A 24,973-nucleotide genomic window follows, 5' to 3' on the forward strand; every position below is an offset into this window, starting at 1 on the left:
AAATTTATTTACTCGATGAATGACTGCGCCAGGTATCAAGCCAGGCGCAGATAAACAAAAAGCACAACGCCCCGAGCGCACACCAGAACACCGCGCTCAGTACCCACGCCATCTCCTGCCAGAACGTCCGGTGCGTGACGAAAAAGAGCCGCATCGTCACCATACAGACCGGCGCCGCCAGTATTGCGCCGAGCAAAGGACGCAGCACCCGCCGTCCGGGAGAGAGACAGCTCGCCGCCGCCCCTGGCAGCAAAAAGAAGAGCAGGCCCAGCTCCGGGTTGCCGCTGGCGCGAAAGGCCCCTTTCATATGTAACAACAACGATAAGCACACCACAATGAACAGAACGAAGCCACAGATAATGCCGGCCCAACTACGCTCAGATTTCACCGTATCCTCCTGATGTTGCCTCTAACTCACGTCCACGTCGCCCAGTCAGATAAAGCATTTCGGCAATCCATGCCAATAACTCCCCTACCAGCCTAAAAACGATTGTCACTAGCCGCCGCATCCAGGAAGGATTAAACTAGCGGGTATATTTTTGCTGGTTATAACAGGGTGCCAGAATAGGTTCGCGACAACGCGAACGCCTGAGCAACCTTAGACCAAATAACCATTTCCTTCAACAACTTACTAGTAAACGAGAAGTTGGCTTTCGTGAATATAAACGTCGCAGATTTGTTAAACGGGAATTACATCCTGTTATTATTCGTTGTACTTGCATTAGGACTATGCCTGGGAAAACTGCGTCTCGGCTCAGTACAACTTGGTAATTCCATTGGCGTTTTAGTCGTTTCTCTATTATTAGGTCAGCAGCATTTCGCGATTAACACCGATGCCCTTAATCTCGGCTTTATGTTGTTTATTTTTTGCGTCGGCGTGGAAGCCGGTCCTAACTTTTTTTCGATTTTTTTCCGCGACGGGAAAAACTATCTGATGCTGGCCCTGGTGATGGTCGGCAGCGCGATGCTGATCGCCATGGTGCTGGGTAAAGTGTTCGGCTGGGATATCGGGCTCACCGCCGGTATGCTGGCGGGGGCGATGACCTCCACCCCGGTGCTGGTGGGCGCGGGGGACACCCTGCGCCATTTCGGCCTGCCCAGCGATCAGCTGGCGCAGTCGCTTGACCACCTGAGCCTCGGCTATGCCCTGACCTACCTGGTTGGTCTGGTGAGCCTGATCGTCGGCGCCCGCTATATGCCCAAGCTGCAGCATCAGGATCTGCAGACCAGCGCCCAGCAAATCGCCCGCGAGCGCGGCCTCGATACCGATTCCAAACGTAAAGTCTACCTGCCAGTGATCCGCGCCTATCGCGTCGGCCCGGAGCTGGTGGCATGGGCGGATGGCAAAAATCTGCGCGAGCTGGGCATTTATCGCCAGACCGGCTGCTATATCGAACGCATCCGCCGCAACGGCATTCTGGCCAACCCGGACGGCGACGCGGTGCTGCAGATGGGCGACGATATTGCGCTGGTGGGCTACCCGGACGCGCACGCCCGCCTCGACCCGAGCTTCCGCAACGGTAAAGAGGTTTTCGACCGCGACCTGCTCGACATGCGCATCGTCACCGAAGAGATTGTGGTCAAAAACCACAACGCCGTCGGCCGCCGCCTGGCGCAGCTCAAGCTTACCGATCACGGCTGCTTCCTGAACCGGGTCATTCGCAGCCAGATCGAGATGCCTATCGACGACAACGTGGTGCTGAACAAAGGCGACGTGCTGCAGGTCAGCGGCGACGCCCGCCGCGTGAAGACCGTAGCCGACCGCATCGGCTTTATCTCCATTCACAGCCAGGTGACCGATCTCCTCGCCTTCTGCGCCTTCTTTATCGTCGGCCTGATGATCGGCATGATCACCTTCCAGTTCAGCTCCTTCAGCTTCGGCATCGGCAACGCCGCCGGCCTGCTGTTCGCCGGCATCATGCTTGGCTTCCTGCGCGCCAACCACCCAACCTTTGGCTATATCCCGCAGGGGGCGCTGAACATGGTGAAAGAGTTTGGTCTGATGGTGTTTATGGCCGGGGTCGGGCTCAGCGCCGGGGCCGGGATCAATAACGGGCTGGGCGCCGTCGGCGGCCAGATGCTGGCGGCCGGGCTTATCGTCAGCCTGGTGCCGGTGGTGATCTGCTTCCTGTTCGGCGCCTACGTGCTGCGCATGAACCGGGCGATGCTGTTCGGCGCCATGATGGGGGCCCGCACCTGCGCCCCGGCGATGGAGATCATCAGCGATACCGCGCGCAGCAACATCCCGGCGCTCGGCTATGCGGGCACCTACGCCATCGCCAACGTGCTGCTCACCCTCGCCGGGACGCTCATCGTGATCATCTGGCCAGGGCTACAATAAATTTTTTGCGAAAAAAGCCGCCACAGGCAGAACTTTTTCTCAGGGCATCAGTCATAAGTAATGCCACTGCTTTTCTTTGATGTCCCCATTTTGTGGAGCCCATCAACCCCGCCACTTCGGTTCAAGGTTGATGGGTTTTTTGTTGCCTGCGTTTAGCCATTCCGGCTGAAACGCCGCCTCAGCGCCCCTCTTCCTGCGCCCTCTCCCCTGCCAGCTGCCCGACCATCATGCGGATCGCCGCCTTCGACAGCGGCGCGCGGTCGGTGACAAAGTGCAGGGTCATCCCTTCAATAAAGGCGTCAAGGCCGCGGGCGGTGTCGGGGGCAAACCACTGCTCCAGCGTCTGCTGGCTGCGCCGCATCCAGTTCTGCATCACCGCCTTCAGCGCTGGCTGGCTGCTGCAGAACGCGTACAGCTGGTACATCAGCTCCATATTGCGCGCCGTGGTCACCTGGGCGCTGAAGATCAGCTCCGCGATGGCATCGCAGGCTTGTTGCCGGTTCGTTACTCCGGCGAAGCTTTGCTGATACTGCGCCGACATCTCGGCGGTAAACAGGTTGAACGCCTCCGCGATCAGCGCCTCGATGCCGCTGAAATAGTAGGTCAGCGACCCCAGCGGCACATTCGCGCAGGTGGCGATTTTACGGTGCGTCACCGCATGGACGCCGTGCGCCGCGATGGTGTCCAGCGTCGCCTGCAGGATGCGCTCGCGGCGCTGCGGATCGTTCGGTCTACGGGCCATGATTTTCCTCTTCCGGTTTATGTACAAATGTACACATGCTTGCTACTGTTGTCTTCACTCTTCTCCTTTAAGGCGTTTACGGATGACGACGCAATCTTCGCGCAGAGCGCTCCAGCTTCGACTGTGGGCGCTGTTTATGTTCTTTTTCATCCCCGGCTTATTAATGGCCTCCTGGGCCACCCGCACGCCGGCGATCCGCGATCTGCTGGCGCTTTCTACCGCAGAGATGGGCGTCGTGCTGTTTGGCCTGTCGGTGGGATCGATGAGCGGTATTCTCTGCTCGGCGTGGCTGGTGAAGCGCTTTGGCACCCGCAAGGTCATCCGCACCACCATGTCCTTCGCCGTACTCGGCATGCTGGTGCTCAGCCTGGCGCTGTGGGTCACCTCCGCCCCGCTGTTCGCCTTCGGTCTGGCCATCTTTGGCGCCAGCTTTGGCTCGGCAGAGGTCGCCATTAACGTCGAGGGCGCGGCGGTTGAGCGGGAGATGAATAAAACGGTGCTGCCGATGATGCACGGCTTCTACAGCTTTGGCACCCTGTTCGGCGCCGGGGTGGGCATGGCGGTGACCGGGTTCGGCCTGCCCGCCGCTCCGCATATCCTGGCGGCCGCGCTGGTGGCCATTCTGCCCATCGCCATTGCCATCCGCGCCATTCCGGAGGGTACCGGTAAAAATGCCGCCGAAGCCGCCCACGGCGAGGCGAAAGGTCTGCCGGTATGGCGCGACGCGCAGTTGCTGCTTATCGGGGTCATCGTCCTGGCGATGGCCTTTGCCGAAGGCTCGGCCAATGACTGGCTGCCGCTGCTGATGGTGGACGGCCACGGCTTTAGCCCCACCTCCGGCTCGCTGATCTATGCCGGCTTCACCCTCGGCATGACGCTGGGCCGCTTTACCGGCGGCTGGTTTATCGATCGCTACAGCCGGGTGACGGTGGTTCGCGGCAGCGCGGTGATGGGCGCCCTGGGTATCGGCCTGATTATCTTCGTCGATAACCCCTGGGTGGCGGGCATCTCGGTGCTGCTGTGGGGCATCGGCGCCTCGCTCGGCTTCCCGCTGACTATTTCCGCCGCCAGCGATACCGGTCCGGATGCCCCTAAGCGCGTCAGCGTGGTGGCGATTACCGGGTATCTTGCTTTCCTCGTCGGGCCGCCGCTGTTGGGCTTCCTCGGCGAGCACTTCGGCCTGCGCAGCGCGATGCTGGTGGTGCTGGGCCTGGTGATGGTGGCGGCGCTGGTCGCCCGCGCGGTGGCTAAGCCACAGTCTGAACCCGTTATGGAGAACAGCTAATGAGCATCAAACTGATTGCGGTGGATATGGACGGCACCTTTTTAAGCGATGCCAAAACTTACAACCGGCCGCGCTTCCTCGCCCAGTACCAGCGAATGCGTGAACAGAATATTCGCTTCGTGGTCGCCAGCGGCAACCAGTACTACCAGCTGATCTCCTTCTTTCCGGAGATCGCCCACCAGATCGCCTTCGTGGCGGAAAACGGCGGCTGGGTAGTGAGCGGCAATGAAGATGTCTTCAACTGCCAGCTGCCGGTTCACCATTTCAACGCCGTGGTCGATCATCTGCAGACGCTGCCGAATATCGAAATCATCGCCTGCGGGAAGCGCAGCGCCTACACCCTCAACCGCTACAACGACGCGCTGAAGACGGTGGCGGCGAAGTATTATCACCGCCTTGAACTGGTGGATGATTTTAACCATCTCGATGACACCATCCTCAAATTTGGTCTCAACGTGCCGGACCGCCTGATCCCGGAAATTCAGCCGAGGCTGCACGCGGCGCTGGGGGACATGGTGACCGCAGTGGCCACCGGCTACGGCAGCATCGACTTAATTATCCCGGGGGTGCACAAAGCCAACGGCCTGCGTATTTTGCAGCAGCGCTGGGGCATCGAGGATCATGAGGTGGTGGCGTTCGGCGACAGCGGCAACGATATCGAAATGCTGCAGCACGCCGGGTTTGGCTTCGCCATGGCCAACGCCCGGGAAGACGTCAAAGCCGTCGCCCGCTATCATGCGCCGCACAACAACGAAGAGGGGGTTCTGCAGATTATCGATAAGGTGTTGGATCGCGAAGCGCCGTTCGCCTGATAAGACCCGGATGCAAGCGCATCCGGGTTGAAAACCGGTTACCCCTGCTGCGAATTGCCGACGCTTTTATCTTTCAGGAAGTAGATCATCAGCCCCAGCCACAGCACCCCGCCCAGCAGGTTAAACAGGCTGAACAGCCCATTGCCGCCCAGCTCGTAAGCATGTTTGCTGAGCTCGATGCCGACGGTGAAGATCAGCATCTGCAGCATTCCCATCGCCGCCGAAACCGTGCCTTTGCTCATCTCGCTGGCGAACAGGGTTAAGCGCACCAGGCCGGCGTTCGCCAGGCCAATCCCGAAGGCGTAGAAGCTCAGGCCGGCGGTCATCCACAGATAGGCGTGGGAAGAGACCACCGTCGCCGCCGCGGAGAGGAGCAGGCCAAACACGATCGGCCAGCCGCCCATGATAATCAGCGAGCGCACGGTACGGCGCGAAGTCAGGCGCGCCAGCACCAGGTTGCCGGCAATCAGCGCGCCGAAAATCGGCACCTGCAGCATGCCATACTCATAGCTGGTGGCTTGTTCGCCGCTGATAATAATGACCGGCGACTGGGCAATCCACGCCAGCAGCGGCAGGCTGACAAAGCCGGTGGCCAGCGCGCCGGCGACGAAGCGCAGGTTTTTCAGCACCAGGCGATAATCGCGGCCCAGCTCTTTGACCGACAGCTTTTCACCCAGCCGCGTCGCGGTCTCCGGCATCGCCCGCTGCAGGCCGACAAACGAGATGGCCGCCAGCACGGCGAACAGCACGAACATCATCTCCCACGGCAGGATATGCACCCAGGCGGCGCCCACCAGCGGCCCCAGCAGCGGAGCAATCAGCGCCACGTTGGCCATCAGGGCAGTGATTTTAATACACACCGCCTCCTCAAAGGACTCCTGGATCGCCGCGTAGCCGACCGCGCCGATAAAGCACAGGCTGATCCCCTGCAGGAAGCGCAGCAGGGTGAACTGCTCAATGGTCTGCGCCAGCAGCGTCGCCAGGCAGGTGACGATAAACCACACCACCCCGGTCAACATCACCGGACGGCGGCCAATACGGTCCGACAGCGGCCCCAGCAGCCACTGTAAAAACATGCCGCCGGCCAGATAGGCGGTCATCGAGGTGGGTACCCACTCGTTGCCCACCTGGAATTCCTGAACCACGGCCAGCATACCCGGCTGGATCATATCGTTGCCGATATAGGTGGAAAACTCGTACAGCACCAGACATAGCGGGAACAGCAGCGCCTGCCTTCCGAGGCGGCGGCCTGAAAGCGAATAATTTTGCATGAAATCTCTTATCTATCAAAAATCGCGCAAAGTGTAATGAAACTCCCGGCGCGGAGATAGTGAATTGTGGGTGACACCGCACAATATTGCGAGTTGCGCGCCACCGTCAGGCTTCTTCTTTGCAATTCACTCGGCGTATATATTCCGTTTATGTTTCAGCAATGTGACAAAGGATATACTGACGCTTTTCAGGGGGTTAGCGCCGCGCCTCAGGAGGCGACATTTCATAACAACCTGATCTTTAAGACAATGCTGCTTTATCTCCGCACCGCTTTTATTTAGGGTAGGCGGCTTATTTGCTATCGGACCAACGAGCCTGGAAGTCTATGCTGGAAAATATTAACTACGCGCTGTTCGCCCTGCTCAACGCGACCCCGGCCTCGCCGCAGTGGGCCATTGAGGTGGCGATTTTCATCGCTAAAGATCTGATTCTGATCGTGCCCCTGCTGGTGGTGACCTTGTGGCTGTGGGGGCCTGCCCAGCGGCAGATGGTTTTTAAGCTGATGCTGGCGCTGACGATCAGCCTGACCGTCTCATGGGCGATCGGCCACCTCTATCCGCACGATCGGCCATTTGTCGCCGGCGTGGGCTATAACTTCCTGCACCATGCGGCGGACGACTCCTTCCCCAGCGACCATGGCACCGTCAGCTTTACCTTTGCCCTGGCCTTCCTGTTCTGGCATCGCCTGTGGTCCGGCGCCCTGCTGATGGCCCTTGCCGCCGCCATCGCCTGGTCCCGCGTCTATCTCGGCGTCCACTGGCCGCTGGACATGGTTGGCGGCCTGCTGGCCGGGATGTGCGGCTGCCTTGGCGCGGCGCTAATCTGGCATACTGTCGGCCCGGCGCTGTACCGTCAGCTGCAGCGCCTCTATCGCCTCTGCTTCTCCCTGCCGATCCGCAAAGGCTGGGTGCGCGGCTAAACGCCGACCGTCGCGGCGGCCACCGCGTGACTAACCCGCAAGCGACAGGTAAAATCCCGCTAACGCCCTGCCTCCGCAGGGCGATTTTAGCGCAGAGGGAATATGGAAACTCGCCGTGACGAACGCATCAGTCAACTCATTCAGGCACTCAAGCGCAGCGATAAGCTGCATCTGAAAGAAGCGGCCTCCCTGCTTGGGGTGTCGGAAATGACCATTCGTCGCGACCTCAACGGCCACAGCGGTCCGGTCGTGCTGCTCGGCGGATACATTGTGCTGGAGCCGCGCAGCGCCACCCATTACCTGCTCAGCGACCAAAAGACCCGGCTGGTCGAGGAGAAACGCCGCGCCGCCCGCCATGCGGCCGCGCTGCTGGAGCCCCATCAGATGGCCTTCTTCGACTGCGGGACCACCACCCCGTGGATCATTGACGCCATTGACGATGCCTTGCCCTTCACCGGCGTCTGCTACTCCCTGAACACCTTTCTGGCCCTGCAGGAAAAGCCCCAGTGCCGCGCGGTCCTGTGTGGTGGAGAATTTCATGCCAGCAACGCGATTTTTATGCCGCTGAGCCTTGAGGATACCCTCAGCCATCTGAGCCCTGACATCGCCTTTTACTCGGCGGCGGGCATTGACTGCGAACAGGGGGCGACCTGCTATAACCTGGAGGAGCTGCCGGTCAAACACTGGGCGATGCGACACGCGCGCTACCACGTGTTGGTGGTCGACCACAGCAAGTTTGGCAAAGTGCGTCCGGCGCGCATGGGGGCGTTAGCGAAGTTTGACGTGATCGCCAGCGATATCTGCCCGGATGATGAGCTGGTGGCGCTGGCGAAGGCACAGCAGATCTCCCTGCTGTATTGAAGCGTCACTATTGAAGCATAACTGACCGCGCCCCGCCGGGCGCGGTCATGGCATCAGGAGAACCAGCTGCCGAACCAGCCGTGCAGTTTCATCAGTACGAAGTCGATCATCCGGCTGAAGAAGCCGCCCTCTTTCACCGGCTCCATGACGATCAGCGGGCGCTGCTCGATGGTTTTATCATTCAGCTTAAAGTCGATAGTCCCGACCACCTGCCCCTTCTCCAGCGGCGCGGTAAGCTGCGGCTGGTTTAAGGTGTAGCTGGCTTTCAGGTTTTTCAGCTGGCCCTTCGGCAGGGTGATAGAGCCCGCTTCGCCGGCCCCCAGTTTCGCTTCGCTGCTGTCGCCAAACCACACGCGCTGGGTGACGAAGGTGGCATCCGGTTTAATCGGCGTCACGGTTTCATAGAAGCGGAAGCCCCAGGTTAGCAGTTTTTCCGACTCGTTAAAGCGAATGCGGTCGGTTTTGGTCCCCAGCACCACGGCAATCAGACGCATATCGCCCTGAGTGGCCGAAGAAACCAGGTTATAGCCGGCCCCGGCGGTGGTCCCGGTTTTCACGCCATCGGCGTTGAGGTTGGTGCTCCACAGCAGGCGGTTACGGTTTGGCTGGCGAATTTTATTAAAGGTAAACTCTTTCTCTTTATGTACCGCGTACTCTTCCGGTACGTCGTGGATCATCGCTTTGGTCAGTAACGCCATATCGCGGGCGGTACTGAACTGCCCCGGCGCATCGAGGCCGTGGACGGTCATAAAGGTGGTGTTGGTCAGCCCCATTTTTTTGGCGTAGCCGTTCATCAGGCTGACGAAAGCGTCCTGGCTGCCCGCCACGTAGTCCGCAATGGCAATGCTGGCGTCGTTACCGGACTGAATGATGACCCCTTTGTTCAGATCTTCTACTGAAACCTGCATGCCGGGCTTGAGGAACATCACCGATGAACCGCGCAGCGCCGGGTTGCCGGTCGCCCAGGCATCGCGCCCGACGGTCACCATATCGGTCAGTTTAATTTTTCCCGCTTTTATCGCCTGCCCCACCACGTAGCTGGTCATGATCTTCGTCAGACTGGCCGGGTCGAGTTTTTCATCGGCATTGCCTTCGCTCAGCACCTTCCCGCTGGCGTAGTCCATCAGGATCCAGGCGCGAGCGTCAATCGAAGGGGCGTCGGGGAGTTGTTCTGCAGCCTGCACCGCAGGTGCGACAAGAAATAACAGCGCGCAACCTGCCGCGAGGCCGCGAAGGGAAAAAGCGTCATGCATCATAAGAGCCACCCAAGTATCCTTTCCAAACAAAATATGCCGCGCCACTCTGACCGCGCCGCAGCAACCGGTGAGTAAAGCGTACAAATGACCTTAAAGAAACAGCGAGTTGGTAAAGTTTTTAAAGTTTACGCAATAACATGCCGCTGTGCTTTAATCAGAACAATTTTTTTGATCGTGATTGCCTAAATATTAACTTTATCCCAACATGATCGCCGATCGCGCTGCAACGGCAGTGAAACAAACTCAGGAGCGAAAATGATTACACTGTGGGGACGTAATAACTCGACCAACGTGAAGAAAGTGCGCTGGGTGCTGGAGGAGCTGGATCTGCCGTATGAGCAAATCCTCGCCGGGCTGGAGTTTGGTCTCAATCGTGACCCGGAATATCTGGCGATGAACCCCAACGGGCTGGTGCCGCTGTTAAAGGACGACGCCACCGGGGTGGTGTTGTGGGAATCAAATACGATTATTCGCTACCTTGCCGCCCAGTATGGCGCTGACCGTCTGTGGCTGGCCGCGCCGGCGCAGCGCGCGCAAGGCGATAAGTGGATGGACTGGTCCAACGGCACGCTCTCTCCCGCCCATCGCCCGGTATTAATGGGTCTGGTGAGGACGCCGCCGGAGCAACGCGACCCGGCGGCCATCGCCGCGGGGATCAGCGCCTGCGAAGCGCTGTTCGCCATGCTGGATGACGAGCTGGCGAAAACGCCGTGGCTCTCCGGCGAGCAGTTCGGCCTTGGCGATATTGCCGTCGCCCCCTTCGTCTACAACCTGCTGTCGATCCTCGACAGCTGGCAACCGCGTCCCCATCTGCAGCGCTGGTATCAGCAGATTAGCCAGCGTCCGGCCTGGCGCGAAGTGGTGCAGATCCCGGTCACCTGAAATTAACTCTCCGGACTCAGCCGCAATAGCTCGCCGTTAGACTCGTCGGTTAACACATACAGATAGCCGTCGGGTCCCACGCGGACGTCGCGGATCCGTTTCCCGCGCGCCTCCAGCAGGCGCTCCTCCTCGCGGACCTGATTGCCGTCCACCGCCAGAACAATCAGCGACGTCTCCTTCAGCGCGCCGATAAACAGCTTATGTTGCCACTGGGGAAAGGTCTGCGCCGCGTAAAAGGCCATCCCGCTCACTCCCGGTGAGACCGGCCAGACATGCAGGGGAGGCTCGGTCCCCGGCACCGTCTTGCCCCTGGCCTCCGGAATGGGCAGGCCGCTGTAGTTAATGCCGTGCGTCGCCAGCGGCCAGCCGTAGTTTTTTCCCGCCTGCGGGATATTAATTTCATCCCCGCCGCGCGGACCATGCTCGTTCAGCCACAGCGCCCCGCTCCACGGATTCATCGCCATACCCTGCGGATTGCGGATGCCGTAGGCCCAGATCTCCGGCCTCACGTCGGCCCGGCCAACAAAGGGGTTATCCGGCGGAACGCCCCCGGTCTCCGTCAGACGGACCACTTTTCCCTGCAGCTTGCCGAGATCCTGAGCGGTGGGACGCTGATTGTTCTCCCCGAGGCCAATAAACAGATGCCCTTTGCCGTCGAATACCAGCCGGCCACCAAAATGATTGCCGACGGAGAGTTTCGGCTGCTGGCGAAACACCACGGTGAAGTTCGTCAGCTGCGTGGCATCCTGGCTCAACTGCCCGTAGCCCACCGCGGTGCCCGCTTTGCCGCTGGCGTCGCTCTCCGCATAGCTTAGCCACACCCGCCGCGACTGCGCGAAATCCGGGGCCAACGCCACGTCCAGTAAGCCTCCCTGGCCGTTGGCCCACACCTGCGGCACGCCGGCTATCGGCGCCGACAGGCCTTTACCCGGCTGCCAGCGCTTGAGCTCGCCGCCGCGCAGAGTAATCAACATGCCCTGGTCGCCGGGGAGAAACGCCAGGCTCCACGGATGGGCCAGCCGGTTCTGCAATACTTCCACCCGCACCGCGGCCTGGCTCAGGGCCGGCAGCGACAGGGCGCTCAATAGCAACAGCAGCGGGATCGGACGCATGGCATTCTCCTTTCGTCAGCTCTGCGCTAAAGGGTAGCCAGCGGGGAGATTTGCGCGGGGATTTTTACATAACCTTTAACAGGGGAAGCGTCCACTTCCCCTGGGTTTCAGCCGATCAGGCATGAGGGATTGGCGACAATTTATTCAATTTATGAATATTTGAAGTCAATCCTGTCAGACAGCGTTCTAGCTTCTCTACGTTAACAGCGATGTACAGCGGACAATCATGATGTCCGCTCATCAGGCATACTGCAGCGGCGGCGACGGACTCGCCGGCCAAACGAAGGGCATCCCTCTCCTCCGGTGAAATGACATTCTGCAGGCGCGGCGCCTGGGCACGCATTTCACGGCAAAGCTCAAACAAGTTTTCACGCAGATGGTCATTTTCGCTGACTGACATGTAGCCTTTGGCCTTTCGCAGCTGCAGATAGGCGTCAATATCGATATTGGCGTTAATGAGCTTCTGCAAAAGGTGGCGGTATAGTCTGTCAACGGTCATCACGGTTCCTCCTCTGTCGTCCTTTACCTCATCCATAATACGGTTATTTTTTGTACAAAATGATGCGCCAGGTCAATTATTCCCAAGCCTTTAACACCCTTTACAATGTAACAACCTTGCCGCATTGTCAGGTATATAACAAAGATTATGTTATACGATCACATTTGATTTCACAAAGAAATTAATTCGCATTCGCCGCCATAAAAAGGCCAAAATAGTGCTGCAATGATCACATTATATCGCTGGAGCTATTGCGCGATGGCCACTCAGGATGCCATAACAAATCATTAATGTAATACGTATAACATTTAATAAAAACAGCGACCGCGGTTCGCTGATGATCTCTCTGCCCCTTTGCAAGGAACTGAACCATGACGCCCGGTAAAAGAAACTACCTTCTGTTGAGTCTTTTCGATTTCCTCTACCTGTTCGCCTGGTCGTCGACCATGGCTTTCTTTGTCATCTGGACCACCCAGCACCTTGGCATCAGCGCCACGAAAACCGGCCTGCTCTATTCGATCAACGCCTTTATCGCCCTGCTGATGCAGCCTTTCTTCGGCTTTATCTCCGACAAGTTCGGCCTGAAAAAACGCCTTATCTGGCTGCTGGTGGCGCTGCTCCTGCCGGTAGGCCCCTTCTTTATCTACGTTTACGCGCCGCTGCTGATGCATAGCTTCTGGATTGGCGCGCTGCTGGGGGGCATCTATCTGGGGATCATCTTTAACTCCGGCTGCGGGGTGATCGACTCTTATATCGATAAGATTTCCCGCCGCTACCAGTTCGAATACGGTCGGGTGCGGATGTGGGGCTCGTTAGGCTGGGCGGCCGCGGCCTGGATCGTCGGTAAATATATCGACAGCAATCCCAATCTGGCCTTCTGGCTCGCCAGCCTCGCCATCGTCATCGCCGCCGTCTGCTTTATGCTGACCAAAATCGAATTAACTGATGCCGATGTGGCGCGAAGCGAATCGCTGAAGGTCTCCCATGCCCTTGAGCTGGCGAAGAACAGCCAGTTCTGGATGCTGCTGATCTTTACCCTGTTCGTCACGCAGATTTATGACACCTACGATCAGCAATTTGCCCAGTACTTCTCGCTGCAATTCCCGACGCCGGAGGAAGGCAACCGCTGGTATGGGATCCTCGCCTCCATTCAGGTGTGCGGCGAAACGCTGTTCTTATGCCTGATGCCGTGGTTTGTTAACCGGACCGGCGCCAAATGGGCGCTGATCATTGCCGGGCTGATCATGTCGGTACGTATTGCTGGCTCGGCGGTGCCTCTCGGCCCGGTGTGGATTGGCGCAGTAAAAATGATGCATGCCCTGGAGAAACCGTTAATTCTGGTGTCGGTCTTTAAATTCATCGCCGCCAACTTCGACCACAAGCTCTCTTCAACAGTCTATTTACTGGTGCTGTTTGTCGCCTCGATCGCCACCGCCATCTACTCGCCGCTGGCAGGCTATCTGTACGATACCATTGGCTTCGCCGACACCTATCTGATCCTCGGCGGCATAGCCGGGCTCTTTACTCTGATCTCTGTCTTCACGCTGCAGGATAAGCGCGAGCCGAAAAAGCCCGGCGTCGCCCCCTCCGGAGCCGTCACCCCGGCGCAATAAGTCTCTGCCCGGCAGCAACGCCGGGCATGAGTCGCCGCCCGCGCGCACGGCGTGCCGGAAGCGTTTCCCGCCCCTCTGCCCCGGGGCGTGCGGGATCCGCTGTAGCGGCAGGGTCGTGAAAGGCAGGGTTGGGTGCGCTTTTTCACCATTAACCGTGACGGAGCTATACTCTTTTTCGCAAAGATCTGTAGAATTCCTGCCCTGACCATTCCAATAATTGAACACTTTTTAAGCTATGAGCAATGTCACGCACCAGCCGAAAATCGGCTTCGTCTCCCTGGGCTGCCCGAAAAACCTCGTGGACTCAGAGCGTATCCTGACCGAACTGCGCACCGAAGGTTATGACGTCGTACCTACCTACGACAACGCCGATATGGTGATCGTTAACACCTGCGGCTTTATCGACAGCGCTGTGCAGGAATCGCTGGAAGCGATCGGCGAAGCGTTGAAAGAGAACGGCAAGGTGATCGTCACCGGCTGTCTCGGCGCAAAAGAGGATCAGATCCGCGAAGTGCACCCGAAGGTGCTGGAGATCACCGGTCCGCACAGCTATGAGCAGGTGCTGGAGCACGTCCACCACTATACGCCAAAGCCGAAGCACAACCCGTTCCTGAGCCTGGTGCCGGAACAGGGTGTTAAGCTGACGCCGCGCCACTACGCCTACTTAAAAATTTCCGAAGGCTGCAACCATCGCTGCACCTTCTGCATTATTCCGTCCATGCGCGGCGATCTGGTGAGCCGTCCGATTGGCGAAGTGCTGGCGGAAGCCAAACGCCTCGCTGACGCTGGCGTGAAAGAGCTGCTGGTGATTTCGCAGGACACCTCCGCCTACGGCGTCGACGTCAAGCACCGCACCGGTTTCCACAACGGTATGCCGGTGAAGACCAGCATGGTCAGCCTGTGCGAAGAGCTGGCGAAGCTCGGCATCTGGGTGCGCCTGCACTATGTCTACCCGTACCCGCACGTCGACGATGTGATCCCGCTGATGGCGGAAGGCAAAATTCTGCCGTACCTCGATATTCCGCTGCAGCACGCCAGCCCGCGTATCCTGAAGCTGATGAAGCGTCCAGGATCCGCGGACCGTCAGCTGGCGCGCATCAAGCAGTGGCGTGAAGTCTGCCCGGATCTGACCCTGCGCTCCACCTTTATCGTGGGCTTCCCGGGCGAAACGGAAGAAGATTTCCAGATGCTGCTCGACTTCCTGAAAGAGGCGCGTCTCGACCGCGTCGGCTGCTTCAAGTACAGCCCGGTTGAAGGCGCCACCGCCAATGAGCTGGCGGACCAGGTGCCGGAAGAGGTGAAAGAGGAGCGCTGGAACCGCTTTATGCAGCTGCAGCAGCAGATCTCTGCCGAGCGTCTGCAGGAAAAAGTGGGCCGCGAAATCCTGGTGCTGGTGGATGAAGTGGATGAAGAAGGCGCCATTGGCCGCAGCATGGCCGACGCCCCGGAAATCGACGGCGCGGTCTACCTGAACGGCGAAACCCGCGTTAAGCCGGGCGACGTGGTGCGGGTGAAAGTCGAGCACGCCGACGAATACGATCTGTGGGGAACCCGGATCTAGTCCAGCTTCCCGGATAGCGGCTTATCGCATTCCCCAGCCTGGGGGGTCCTCCCGTAGGCTCCCCCCCAGGCCCGGCAAGCGCAGCGCCGATTACCTTCCAGCCAACCCTGTTGCGCCGTTATTTTGCCGGGTGGCGGCTACGCCTTACCCGGCCTACGGGGTCCTCTTACAGGCTCATACCTCGTAGGCCGGTAAGCACAGCGCCACCGGGCGATGACAGCAGGCACGGAGCCACTTTTATGCCGGGTGGCGGCTGCGCCTTACCCGGTCCACGGGGTCCTCTCACAGGCTCATACCTCGTAGGCCCGGTAAGCGCAGCGCCACCGGGCGATGACAGCAGGCACGGAGCCACTTTTATGCCGGGTGGCGGCTCCGCCTTACCCGGCCTACGGGGTCCTCTCACAGGCTCATACCTCGTAGGCCGGTAAGCACAGCGCCACCGGGCGATGACAGCAGGCACGGAGCCACTTTTATGCCGGGTGGCGGCTGCGCCTTACCCGGCCTACAGGGTCCTCTCACAGGCTGACACATCGTAGGCCCGGTAAGCGCAGCGCCACCGGGCGATGACAGCAGGCACGGAGCCACTTTTATGCCGGGTGGCGGCTGCGCCTTACCCGGTCCACGGGGTCCTCTCACAGGCTCATACCTCGTAGGCCCGGTAAGCGCAGCGCCACCGGGCGATGACAGCAGGCACGGAGCCACTTTTATGCCGGGTGGCGGCTCCGCCTTACCCGGCCTACGGGGTCCTCTCACAGGCTCATACCTCGTAGGCCCGGTAAGCGCAGCGCCACCGGGCGATGACAGCGGGCACGGAGCCGATTTTGTGCCGGGTGGCGGCTGCGCATGACCCGGCCTGGAGTTCGTGCGACCTGTCGTTAATTTATTCACCATGGTTGCTGAAACTGCCGGTGCTGACGGCCTCAAAATCGCTGAGACGTTCCCGGAAGGTCGGGGCAGCCCGCATGGATGCGGGCTGAGGGCCGTGTTTTGCACGGACGCTGCCTCGGCCCGACCCGAAGCCTGCAGGGAAAAGTCGAAGGGACCACGCAGTGGCGATTTTGCTGGCCGGAGCCCGGGGGTACAGGGGGTGGCGGCGACTGGCCGCCCCCTGTGCGCTCCCTGCGCCATGCCAGGCATAACGCAGAAAATTAACCGGGAGCGCAAGATGCGCTGACGCCACAAATAATATAAAGCACCGCACGGCGGTGCTTTCCCTCACCCTACCCCTTTAACTTCGGATCCAGCGCATCGCGCAGGCCATCTCCCAGCAGATTAAACGCCAGCACGGTCAAGAAAATCGCCACCGCCGGAAACAGCGCCACGTGCGGAGACATCACCATATCCGCCCGCGCCTCGTTGAGCATGGCACCCCACTCCGGCGTGGGCGGCTGCGCGCCGAGGCCGAGAAACGACAGACTGGCCGCCGAAATAATCGATACCCCAATGCGCATGGTGAAATAAACCACGATTGACGACACCGTCCCCGGCAGGATGTGGTGGAAGAGGATGGTGGCATCGCTGGCGCCAATACTGCGCGCCGATTCAATAAAAGTCTGCTGCTTTAATACCAGAGTATTGCCGCGCACCAGCCGGGCGAACGCCGGGATCGAGAAGATCGCCACGGCGATAATCACGTTGGCCATCCCGCTGCCCATGACGGCGACCACCGCGATCGCCAGCAGGATCCCCGGAAAGGCGAACAGCACGTCGCACAGACGCATAATCAGCCGATCCCACCAGCCCTCATAGTAGCCGGCCAGCAGCCCAAGCACCGTGCCGATGGCCGCGCCAATCAGCACCGCCAGCACCCCGGCGGCCAGCGAGATCTGCGCGCCCACCAGCACCCGGCTGAAAATATCGCGCCCCAGCGAGTCGACGCCGAACCAGTGCACCAGCGAAGGCCCCTCGTTAAGCCGGTCATAGTCAAAATAATTTTCCGCATCGTACGGCGCTATCCATGGGGCGACGATGGCCACCGCAATCAGCAACAGCACAAAAATACCGGCGCCCATGGCCACCGGCTGACGCCGAAAGCGCCGCCAGAACTCATGCCAGGGGGTATGGATCTCGCCGGGCCTGATGCCCGGCATGGCGTTCAGCGCCGCCTGCCTTCTCCAGTTAAGCAATCGCACCTTACTTATACCTGATAGCCGGGTTTATGGCCGCGTACAGCACATCAACCACTAAATTGATAAGAATAAACTCCAGCGAAAAGAGCAGCACTTCCGCCTGAATCACCGGGTAATCGCGCATTTCTACCGAATCGACCAGCAGTCGCCCCAGCCCCGGCCAGTTGAAGACCTTCTCCACGACGATCGAGCCGCCGAGCAGAAAGCCGAACTGCAGCCCCATCATGGTGACGACCGGGATCATCGCATTGCGCAGACCATGCTTGAGCACCACCCGCGTTTCGCTCACCCCTTTCGCCCGGGCGGTACGCATATAGTCTTCATGCAGCACATCGACGAACGACGCGCGGGTAAAGCGCGCCATCACCGCCGCCACCGCCGCGCCGAGGGTCAGCGAAGGCAAAATATAGTGCCGCCAGCTGTCGGCCCCCACCGTCGGCAGCCAGCCCAGCTCAACCGAAAACACCTGCATCAGCAGCATACCAAGGGCAAAGGCCGGAAACGAAATGCCGCTCACCGCCAGCGCCATTCCCAGACGGTCGGGCCAGCGATTGCGCCACACCGCCGCCGCGATCCCCGCCGCCATGCCAAACAGCACCGCCCAGCTCATGCTGGCCAGCGTCAGCCACAGGGTGGGCATAAAGCGGCTGGCTATCTCACTGGCAACGGGACGCCGCGAGGCCATGGACATGCCAAAATCGCCGCGCAGCACGTTGGTGATGTAGTGCCAAAACTGGACGTGCAGCGGCTGGTCAAGCCCCAGCTGCTGGCGCACCATCGCCACCACCTGGGCGTCGGCTTCCGGTCCGGCAATCAGCCGCGCCGGATCGCCGGGCAGCATATGGACGAAGAGAAACACCAGCACCGCGACGATTAGCAGGGTGGGGATCAGCCCCAGCAGGCGCTTAATCACATAGTTGAGCATCGTACCTCCACCACCCGCCCCGCGGAAAAACCGCCCTCCTCCCACCCGTGCCGGAGGGCATCATCTCGACCTTCACGGTGTTAAATCTGCCTGTTCGAAGCTGAAGCCGGTGTCCGGCTGGATATAGAAGCCAGTGAGATTCTTGCTGTGGGCAGAGACCAGTTTCTCCACCACCAGCGGCACCCACGGCGACTCTTTCCAGATAATATCCTGCGCCGCTTTATAGAGTTTGGTTTTCTCTTGCGGATCGGTGGTTTTCAGCGCCTCGCTCAGTGCGCTATCCACCTGCGGGTTGCTGTAAAAGGCGGTGTTGAACAGGGTCGGCGGCCAGTTTTGGGAAGCAAACAGCGGCGACAGCGCCCAGTCGGCTTCGCCAGTGGAGGCGGACCAGCCGGTATAGAACATCCGTACCCCGCTCTCTTTCTGCCCTTTACCTTCCACTTCCGCCGCCCGCTGACCGGCGTCCATCGCCGTCACCTGCGCCTTAATGCCCACCTGCGCCAGCTGCTGCTGGGTAAACTGCAGCACTTTCTGTGCGGTGCTGTGGTTATGTGACGACCACAGCGTCGTGTTAAACCCGTTGGGGTAGCCGGCCTCTTTCAGCAGCTGGCGCGCTTTCGCCGGATCGTAAGGCCACGCGGGGTAGCTCTGGGCGTAGGCAATCGACGGCGGCACCACGCCGGTCGCCGGGGTGGCGTAGCCGGCAAACGCCACCTTGACCAGCGCCTGGCGGTTGATGGCGTAGTTGATCGCTTCGCGCACCTTCGGATTATCGAACGGCTTCTGCGTCACGTTCATGCTGATGTAACGCTGCATGATCGACGGACTGGCCACCAGCTCCAGTTTGCTGTTTTTCGCCAGCAGCGGCGCCTGCTCATAGGGGATCGGGAAGGCGAACTGCGCCTCGCCGGTCTGCAGCATCGCCGCCCGGGTATTGTTATCGACCACCGGTCGCCAGGTAATGGAATCCAGCTTCGGCAGCCCCGGCTGCCAGTAGCCATCGAACTTGCTGACCTTCACGAAGTCGGTCTGGTTCCAGGTATCGAGCTTATACGGCCCGGTGCCGACCGGGTGGAAGCCGATGTCTTTGCCATATTTTTTCAGCGCCGCCGGCGAAATCATCGCCGTCGCCGGATGGGCGAGAATATTAATAAACGCCGAGAACGGCTGCTTGAGGGTAATTTTCACCGTGGTTGGATCGACCGCCTCGGTGCTGGCGATATTTTTATACAGGTTATAGCGCTTAAGATGGTTTTCCGGGTTGCTGGCGCGGTCGAGGTTAGCCTTGACCGCCTCGGCGTTAAAGTCGGTGCCATCCTGGAATTTCACCCCGCTGTGCAGCTTGATGGTGTACACCAGGCCATCCGGCGATACGGTGTAGCTCTCGGCAAGGACATTTTGCAGCTTCATCTCTTTATCAAGGCCGAACAGGCCTTGATAAAAGGACTTCGCCACCGCCTGCGACAGGGTATCGTTGGCATCATAGGGGTCGAGCGTCGTGAAGTTAGACCCGACCGCCACCACCACATCTTTGGCGGCAAAAGCGGGGGCGCTCGCCAGGGCCGCCGCGATACTCAGCGCCAGCCACCATTTGCGTGAAACAGGTTGTGTCATCGTGTTCTCCTGAAAAGGTGCGTTATGTGTTGTTATGCTCTGCCCAGCACATCGGCGGCGTCGCGGGCGACGAAGTGGCCCGGCCCAACCTGCTGCAATGGCGGGCTGGCGATCTCTTCGCCCCGCTTATAAATATTGCCCGGAACGTCATCTGACAGCAGGACCCGTTGCGGATGACGGTAGGCCGGGTCGGCCACCGGTACGGCGGCCATGAGCTTACGGGTATAGGGGTGCTGCGGGTTTTCAAACACCGCGCGGCGCGGGCCGATTTCGACAATCCGGCCGCGATACATCACCGCCACGCGGTGGCTGATGCGCTCCACCACCGCCATATCATGGGAAATAAACAGAAACGCGATGCCCATTTCGCGCTGCAGGTCGAGCATCAGATTGATAATCTGCGCCCGAATGGAGACATCCAGGGCCGACACCGACTCATCGGCAATCACCACCTTCGGATTAAGCGCCAGCGCGCGGGCAATGCAGATCCGCTGCCGCTGGCCGCCGGAAAAGGCGTGGGGGTAGCGCCAGGCATGCTCCGGCTGCAGCCCCACGCGCTTAAGCAGCCAGGCGACCCGCTCGCGCGCCGCCTCCCTGTCCAGCAGGCCATGCACCCGCAGCGGCTCCATAATCGAATCGCCGACTGTCTGGCGCGGATCGAGCGAGGCGTAAGGGTCCTGAAAAATAAACTGAATATTGCGCCGCAGGGACTGCAGCTTGCTGCCGGAGAGGGTATCGATCCGCTGACCATCGAAGGTAATGGTGCCCCCCTGGGTCTCAACCAGCCTCAGCAGCGCCCGGCCGGTAGTCGACTTGCCGCAGCCGGACTCCCCCACCAGCGACAGGGTCTCTCCCGGCCAGAGATCAAAACTCACCTTCTCCACCGCATGCACTTCGCGCGTCACGCGATTGAGCAGTCCGCCGCGCACCGGAAAACGGGCCACCAGATCGCGCACCTGCAGAATAGGCTCCCCCGCCACCACCGTGTCTGGCGTGTCTGTCTCCGCCAGCGGCTGCCCCGGTAGCGGGAAGCGGCGCGGCAGATCCTGACCGCGCATCTCCCCCAGCCGGGGGACCGCCGCCAACAGCGACTGCGTATAAGGATGCTGCGGTGAACGGAAAATCTCCTCGACGCTGCCGGTCTCCACCGCCTCGCCGCGATACATGACCAGCACCCGATCGGCGATATCGGCCACCACCCCCATGTCGTGGGTGATAAAGATTACCCCCATCGCCATCTCCTTTTGCAGGACGGTGATAAGTTGCAAAATTTGCGCCTGAATGGTGACATCCAGCGCCGTGGTCGGCTCGTCGGCAATCAGCACCGCCGGCCGACAGGAGAGCGCCATGGCGATCATCACCCGCTGGCGCATGCCGCCGGAGAGCTGGTGCGGATAGCGTGAGAGCATCTCTTCCGCCTGGGGAATACGCACCTGGTCGAGCATCTTTTTCGCCGCGCGCAGCGCCTCTTCGCGCCCCAACCCCTGGTGCAGGCGCAGGGATTCGGCGATCTGCTCGCCGATGGTGAATACCGGGTTCAGCGAGGTCATCGGCTCCTGAAAAATCATCGCCAGATCCGCGCCGCGTACCCGGCGCATTTCGGCCTCCGATTGCTCATTGAGCGCGATCACCTGCCGGTTGCGCCGTCGCAGCCACAGCCCCTCGCTGCTCACCTCGCTGCTGGCGGCGTCAAGCAGACGCATCAGCGCCAGCGCGGTGACCGATTTTCCCGAACCGGACTCCCCGACAATCGCCAGCGTCTCGCCGCGGCGCAGGCTGAAGGAAAGCTGACGCACGGCCTGCACCTCTGGCGCATCCTGCTGGCGGAACGCCACGTTCAGGTTGCGCACCACCAGTACTTCGCAGGTATCCGTTTCGTGAGTTTGCGGCACTCTCCTCTCCCTTGTTCTATTCGCGATAAATGCCAATGGTCGGCGTATCGCCGGCATAGCACCAGGCGCGGTACATGCCTTCGCTGTTAAACGGTAAAACGACGTTGCCTTCGCGATCGACGGCAATCAGCCCGCCGCTGCCGCCGAGGGCCGGCAGCTTCTCCATCACCACCCGCTCGCAGGCGGAATAGAGACTGAGCTGACCGTACTCCATCAGGGCGGCGATATCGTAGGCCGCCAGGGTACGCATAAAGACTTCGCCGGTGCCGGTGCAGGAGACCGCCACGCTGGCGTTGTTGGCGTAGCACCCCGCGCCCGGCAGCGGGCTGTCGCCGACGCGTCCGGGCAGTTTGTTGGTCATGCCGCCGGTGGAGGTCGCCGCCGCCAGATTGCCGGCCAGATCGAGCGCCACCGCCCCGACGGTGCCCATTTTCTGCCGTTCGTCGAGCGGAGCGGCGTGATGGTCAAGGATGATCTCCCCGCCCGCTTTCGCCTCCTGCAGCTGCAGCAGACGCTCGGGGGTGGAAAAGAGATCGTTATCGACGCGCGCCATTCCGTGGGAGAAGGCGAAATTTTCCGCCCCCTCGCCGATCAGCAGCACGTGCGGGCTCTCCTCCAGCACCAGACGCGCCGCCAGCACCGGATTACGTAGATGTTTGACCCCGGCCACCGCCCCCGCCTGCAGGCTGTAGCCGTCCATCACGCAGGCGTCCAGCTCGTGGGTTTGATCGTGGGTAAATACCGAGCCCATCCCGGCGTTAAACAGCGGACACTCCTCCAGCAGACGGACGGCCTCGGTCACGGCATCCAGCGCACTGGCGCCTGCAGCCAACATTTTCTGCCCGCTTTCGACGATAGCCGACAGCGCCGCCACGTACTCCCGCTCCCGCTCCGGCGTCATCTGCGCGCGAGAAATCGCCCCTGCGCCGCCGTGAATTGCTATAACCGCCTTGCCCATTTCGCCAGTCCTTAACGATGAAGTGGATAGCCCCCGCCCTGTCGTACCGCGTCGCGGCACCGGTCACGTCAGGAATAAGGGTATTGATATCATTATATTGCTGAATGCCTTATACAATTTTTGAATATAGAAAGAGCGGCGGTCGATGTAAAGCCTCGTACCCAGGTGGCATACAGCCCGCGCCGCTTTTCTGCCATAATAGGCGTTTTCGCCGTTTTGCCCGCAGGAGTGACCCATGGATTTTACCGCCGGACTGATGCCGCTCGACACAGCCCTCACCCAGATGCTCGATCGTATTACGCCGCTGAGCGCGACGGAAACTGTACCGCTGTTGCAGGCCTTCGCGCGCGTCACCGCCCATGACATTATCTCCCCGCTGGATGTCCCCGGCTTTGATAACGCGGCGATGGATGGCTATGCCGTCCGGTTGAGCGACCTCAACGACGGCGCGGCCCTGCCGGTCGCCGGGAAGGCCTTTGCCGGCCAGCCGTTTCACGACGCCTGGCCCACCGGCACCTGTATCCGCATCATGACCGGCGCGCCGGTGCCTGCGGGCTGCGACGCGGTAGTCATGCAGGAAGAGACCGAACAGACCGACGCCGGCGTGCGCTTTGCCGCGCCGGTGAAAGCCGGGCAGCATATTCGCCGCCGCGGGGAAGATATCGCCCACGGCGCGGTGGTCTTCCCGGCGGGAACGCCGCTGACGGTAGCCGAGCTGCCGGTGCTGGCCTCGCTGGGCATTGCCGACGTCGAGGTGGTGCGCAAGGTTCGCGTCGCGGTCTTCTCGACCGGCGATGAGCTGCAGCTGCCGGGTCAACCGCTTGGCGACGGCCAGATTTACGATACCAACCGCCTGGCGGTGCATCTGATGCTCGAACAGCTGGGCTGCGAGGTCATTAACCTCGGCATTATTCCTGACGATCCGACGCAACTGCGTGAGGCCTTTATCGCCGCCGACCAGCAGGCCGACGTGGTCATCAGCTCCGGTGGCGTCTCGGTGGGCGAAGCCGACTACACCAAAACCATTCTTGAAGAGCTGGGGGAGATCGGCTTCTGGAAGCTGGCGATCAAGCCGGGCAAACCCTTCGCCTTCGGCAAGCTCAGCAGCAGCTGGTTCTGCGGCCTGCCGGGCAACCCGGTTTCCGCCACCGTCACCTTCTGTCAGCTGGTACAGCCGCTGCTGGCGAAGCTCTCCGGTAAGCACGGTCCGCTTCAGGCGACCCGCCTGCGGGTGCGGGCCGCCGCGCGGCTGAAAAAGTCCCCGGGCCGCCTCGATTTTCAGCGCGGTATTCTGCAGCGCAACCCGGACGGCGAGCTGGTGGTGACCACCACCGGTCATCAGGGCTCGCACATTTTCAGCTCTTTCAGCCTCGGCAACTGCTTTATCGTGCTGGAGCGCGAGCGCGGCCACGTTGAAGCGGGCGAATGGGTCGACGTCGAACCGTTCAGCCATCTGTTTGGGGGGCTGTAATGGCCGTGGAGCTGAGCGATGAAGAGATGCTGCGCTATAACCGACAGATTGTTTTGCGCGGTTTTGATTTTGACGGCCAGGAGCGGCTAAAGGCCGCTCGCGTGCTGGTGGTCGGCCTCGGCGGACTTGGCTGCGCCGCCGCGCAGTATCTGGCCGCCGCCGGGGTGGGGCAGCTCACCCTGCTCGATTTCGACACCGTCTCGCTCTCTAATCTGCAACGCCAGACGCTGCACAGCGACGCCGCCATCGGCCAGCCGAAGGTGGACTCCGCCCGCGAGGCGCTGGCGCGCATTAATCCGCACGTTCATCTGGTGCCGCTCAATGCCTTACTGGACGAAGCGGCGCTGGCGGGGCAGATTGCCGGGCACGATCTGGTGCTCGACTGCACCGACAACGTCGCCATTCGTAACCAGCTCAACGCCGGCTGCTTCCGCCACCAAACCCCGCTGGTTTCCGGGGCGGCGATCCGTATGGAGGGGCAGATCAGCGTCTTCACGTATCAGGAGGGCGAACCCTGCTACCGCTGCCTGAGCCGCCTGTTTGGCGAAAACGCCCTCACCTGCGTCGAAGCCGGCGTGATGGCCCCGCTGGTGGGCACTATCGGTTCCCTGCAGGCGATGGAGGCCATTAAGCTGTTGACCGGCTACGGCACGCCCGCCAGCGGGAAAATCGTGATGTACGACGCCATGACCTGCCAGTTTCGTGAAATGAAGCTGATGCGCCACCCGCAGTGCGAGGTATGCGGTACGCGCTAACGTTCAGCCGCCGGCGAGGGTCGTCGCCGGTGAAGTTGTGACCTCTGCCGTTATTCTATCCCCTGGCGATTATC

General features: G+C 60.7%; 21 protein-coding genes. 10 read left to right on the plus strand and 11 right to left on the minus strand.

The genetic code is table 11. From position 1 onward, the window contains the following. Positions 1-4: 4 nt before the first annotated feature. Positions 5-388: an inner membrane protein YbjM gene (ybjM, locus tag LGM20_RS17140; protein WP_002896351.1), complete on the minus strand. Its 384-nt coding sequence runs from the start codon at positions 386-388 to the stop codon at positions 5-7. A 267-nt stretch (positions 389-655) separates the two neighbouring features. Between ybjM and LGM20_RS17145 the strand changes: the two genes are divergently transcribed. Then, a complete protein-coding gene (locus LGM20_RS17145; protein ID WP_004179131.1) occupies positions 656-2,341 on the plus strand; it encodes an aspartate:alanine antiporter in 1,686 nt (561 codons plus the stop codon). 178 nt (positions 2,342-2,519) lie between these two features. Here LGM20_RS17145 and LGM20_RS17150 read toward each other — a convergent pair whose 3' ends face one another. Beyond that, entirely contained in the window at positions 2,520-3,083 is a 564-nt protein-coding gene (locus LGM20_RS17150; protein ID WP_044521890.1) for a TetR/AcrR family transcriptional regulator, read from the minus strand. 82 nt (positions 3,084-3,165) lie between these two features. Between LGM20_RS17150 and LGM20_RS17155 the strand changes: the two genes are divergently transcribed. Next, positions 3,166-4,368: an MFS transporter gene (locus LGM20_RS17155; protein WP_044521889.1), complete on the plus strand. Its 1,203-nt coding sequence runs from the start codon at positions 3,166-3,168 to the stop codon at positions 4,366-4,368. Continuing rightward, positions 4,368-5,180 carry a Cof-type HAD-IIB family hydrolase gene (locus tag LGM20_RS17160; RefSeq protein ID WP_023288977.1) on the plus strand — a complete coding sequence of 271 codons (813 nt, stop codon included), beginning with the start codon at positions 4,368-4,370 and terminating at the stop codon, positions 5,178-5,180. The genes LGM20_RS17155 and LGM20_RS17160 overlap by 1 nt, the downstream gene beginning before the upstream one ends. A gap of 38 nt (positions 5,181-5,218) precedes the next feature. Here LGM20_RS17160 and kdeA read toward each other — a convergent pair whose 3' ends face one another. Next, positions 5,219-6,451, minus strand: coding sequence for a multidrug efflux MFS transporter KdeA (gene kdeA / locus LGM20_RS17165; protein ID WP_004201293.1), 1,233 nt, complete (start codon positions 6,449-6,451; stop codon positions 5,219-5,221). A gap of 326 nt (positions 6,452-6,777) precedes the next feature. Here kdeA and ybjG point away from each other — a divergent pair, with 326 nt between their 5' ends. Together ybjG and deoR are read left to right on the plus strand one after the other, a co-directional pair. Next, positions 6,778-7,371 carry an undecaprenyl-diphosphate phosphatase gene (gene ybjG, locus LGM20_RS17170; RefSeq protein ID WP_023288976.1) on the plus strand — a complete coding sequence of 198 codons (594 nt, stop codon included), beginning with the start codon at positions 6,778-6,780 and terminating at the stop codon, positions 7,369-7,371. A 102-nt stretch (positions 7,372-7,473) separates the two neighbouring features. Further along, positions 7,474-8,232, plus strand: a complete 759-nt coding sequence (gene deoR / locus LGM20_RS17175; protein WP_023288975.1) for a DNA-binding transcriptional repressor DeoR — start codon at positions 7,474-7,476, stop codon at positions 8,230-8,232. A gap of 53 nt (positions 8,233-8,285) precedes the next feature. On the opposite strand, the gene dacC is transcribed toward deoR, so the two are convergent. Next, positions 8,286-9,488: a serine-type D-Ala-D-Ala carboxypeptidase gene (dacC, locus tag LGM20_RS17180; protein WP_004201290.1), complete on the minus strand. Its 1,203-nt coding sequence runs from the start codon at positions 9,486-9,488 to the stop codon at positions 8,286-8,288. A 255-nt stretch (positions 9,489-9,743) separates the two neighbouring features. On the opposite strand from dacC, the gene LGM20_RS17185 reads away from it, so the two are divergent. Further along, the gene (locus LGM20_RS17185) at positions 9,744-10,370 is read left to right on the plus strand and encodes a glutathione S-transferase family protein (protein WP_044521882.1); all 627 of its coding nucleotides are present in this window, start codon (positions 9,744-9,746) and stop codon (positions 10,368-10,370) included. A 2-nt stretch (positions 10,371-10,372) separates the two neighbouring features. On the opposite strand, the gene LGM20_RS17190 is transcribed toward LGM20_RS17185, so the two are convergent. Then, on the minus strand, positions 10,373-11,482 hold the full coding sequence (locus tag LGM20_RS17190; RefSeq protein WP_044521879.1) for a PQQ-dependent sugar dehydrogenase: 1,110 nt from the start codon (positions 11,480-11,482) through the stop codon (positions 10,373-10,375). Positions 11,483-11,597: 115 nt separating this feature from the next. Beyond that, positions 11,598-11,981 carry a biofilm formation regulator BssR gene (gene bssR, locus LGM20_RS17195; protein ID WP_023288972.1) on the minus strand — a complete coding sequence of 128 codons (384 nt, stop codon included), beginning with the start codon at positions 11,979-11,981 and terminating at the stop codon, positions 11,598-11,600. 371 nt (positions 11,982-12,352) lie between these two features. Between bssR and LGM20_RS17200 the strand changes: the two genes are divergently transcribed. Beyond that, positions 12,353-13,594 (plus strand): oligosaccharide MFS transporter, encoded by a 1,242-nt coding sequence (locus tag LGM20_RS17200; RefSeq protein ID WP_044521877.1) that lies wholly within the window; start codon positions 12,353-12,355, stop codon positions 13,592-13,594. A 235-nt stretch (positions 13,595-13,829) separates the two neighbouring features. Next, positions 13,830-15,155, plus strand: coding sequence for a 30S ribosomal protein S12 methylthiotransferase RimO (gene rimO / locus LGM20_RS17205; protein ID WP_044521875.1), 1,326 nt, complete (start codon positions 13,830-13,832; stop codon positions 15,153-15,155). A 1,220-nt stretch (positions 15,156-16,375) separates the two neighbouring features. Here rimO and gsiD read toward each other — a convergent pair. The 5 genes from gsiD to iaaA all read right to left on the minus strand — a co-directional run bounded on the left by gsiD (position 16,376) and on the right by iaaA (position 22,673). Continuing rightward, positions 16,376-17,287: a glutathione ABC transporter permease GsiD gene (gene gsiD / locus LGM20_RS17210; RefSeq protein WP_023288969.1), complete on the minus strand. Its 912-nt coding sequence runs from the start codon at positions 17,285-17,287 to the stop codon at positions 16,376-16,378. Between the two features lies 1 nt (position 17,288). Next, entirely contained in the window at positions 17,289-18,209 is a 921-nt protein-coding gene (gsiC, locus tag LGM20_RS17215; RefSeq protein WP_004886274.1) for a glutathione ABC transporter permease GsiC, read from the minus strand. A 72-nt stretch (positions 18,210-18,281) separates the two neighbouring features. Then, positions 18,282-19,823, minus strand: coding sequence for a glutathione ABC transporter substrate-binding protein GsiB (gene gsiB, locus LGM20_RS17220; RefSeq protein ID WP_044521865.1), 1,542 nt, complete (start codon positions 19,821-19,823; stop codon positions 18,282-18,284). A gap of 32 nt (positions 19,824-19,855) precedes the next feature. Beyond that, a complete protein-coding gene (gene gsiA, locus LGM20_RS17225) occupies positions 19,856-21,715 on the minus strand; it encodes a glutathione ABC transporter ATP-binding protein GsiA (RefSeq protein WP_044521863.1) in 1,860 nt (619 codons plus the stop codon). A 16-nt stretch (positions 21,716-21,731) separates the two neighbouring features. Further along, positions 21,732-22,673 (minus strand): beta-aspartyl-peptidase, encoded by a 942-nt coding sequence (gene iaaA / locus LGM20_RS17230; protein ID WP_023288966.1) that lies wholly within the window; start codon positions 22,671-22,673, stop codon positions 21,732-21,734. A 235-nt stretch (positions 22,674-22,908) separates the two neighbouring features. Between iaaA and moeA the strand changes: the two genes are divergently transcribed. Then, entirely contained in the window at positions 22,909-24,144 is a 1,236-nt protein-coding gene (gene moeA / locus LGM20_RS17235; RefSeq protein ID WP_044521861.1) for a molybdopterin molybdotransferase MoeA, read from the plus strand. After that, a complete protein-coding gene (moeB, locus tag LGM20_RS17240) occupies positions 24,144-24,899 on the plus strand; it encodes a molybdopterin-synthase adenylyltransferase MoeB (RefSeq protein WP_023288964.1) in 756 nt (251 codons plus the stop codon). Before moeA ends, moeB begins: the two co-directional genes overlap by 1 nt. Positions 24,900-24,973: the final 74 nt, after the last annotated feature.

This window comes from Klebsiella quasipneumoniae subsp. quasipneumoniae (genome assembly GCF_020525925.1).
GTDB classification, from domain to species: domain Bacteria; phylum Pseudomonadota; class Gammaproteobacteria; order Enterobacterales; family Enterobacteriaceae; genus Klebsiella; species Klebsiella quasipneumoniae.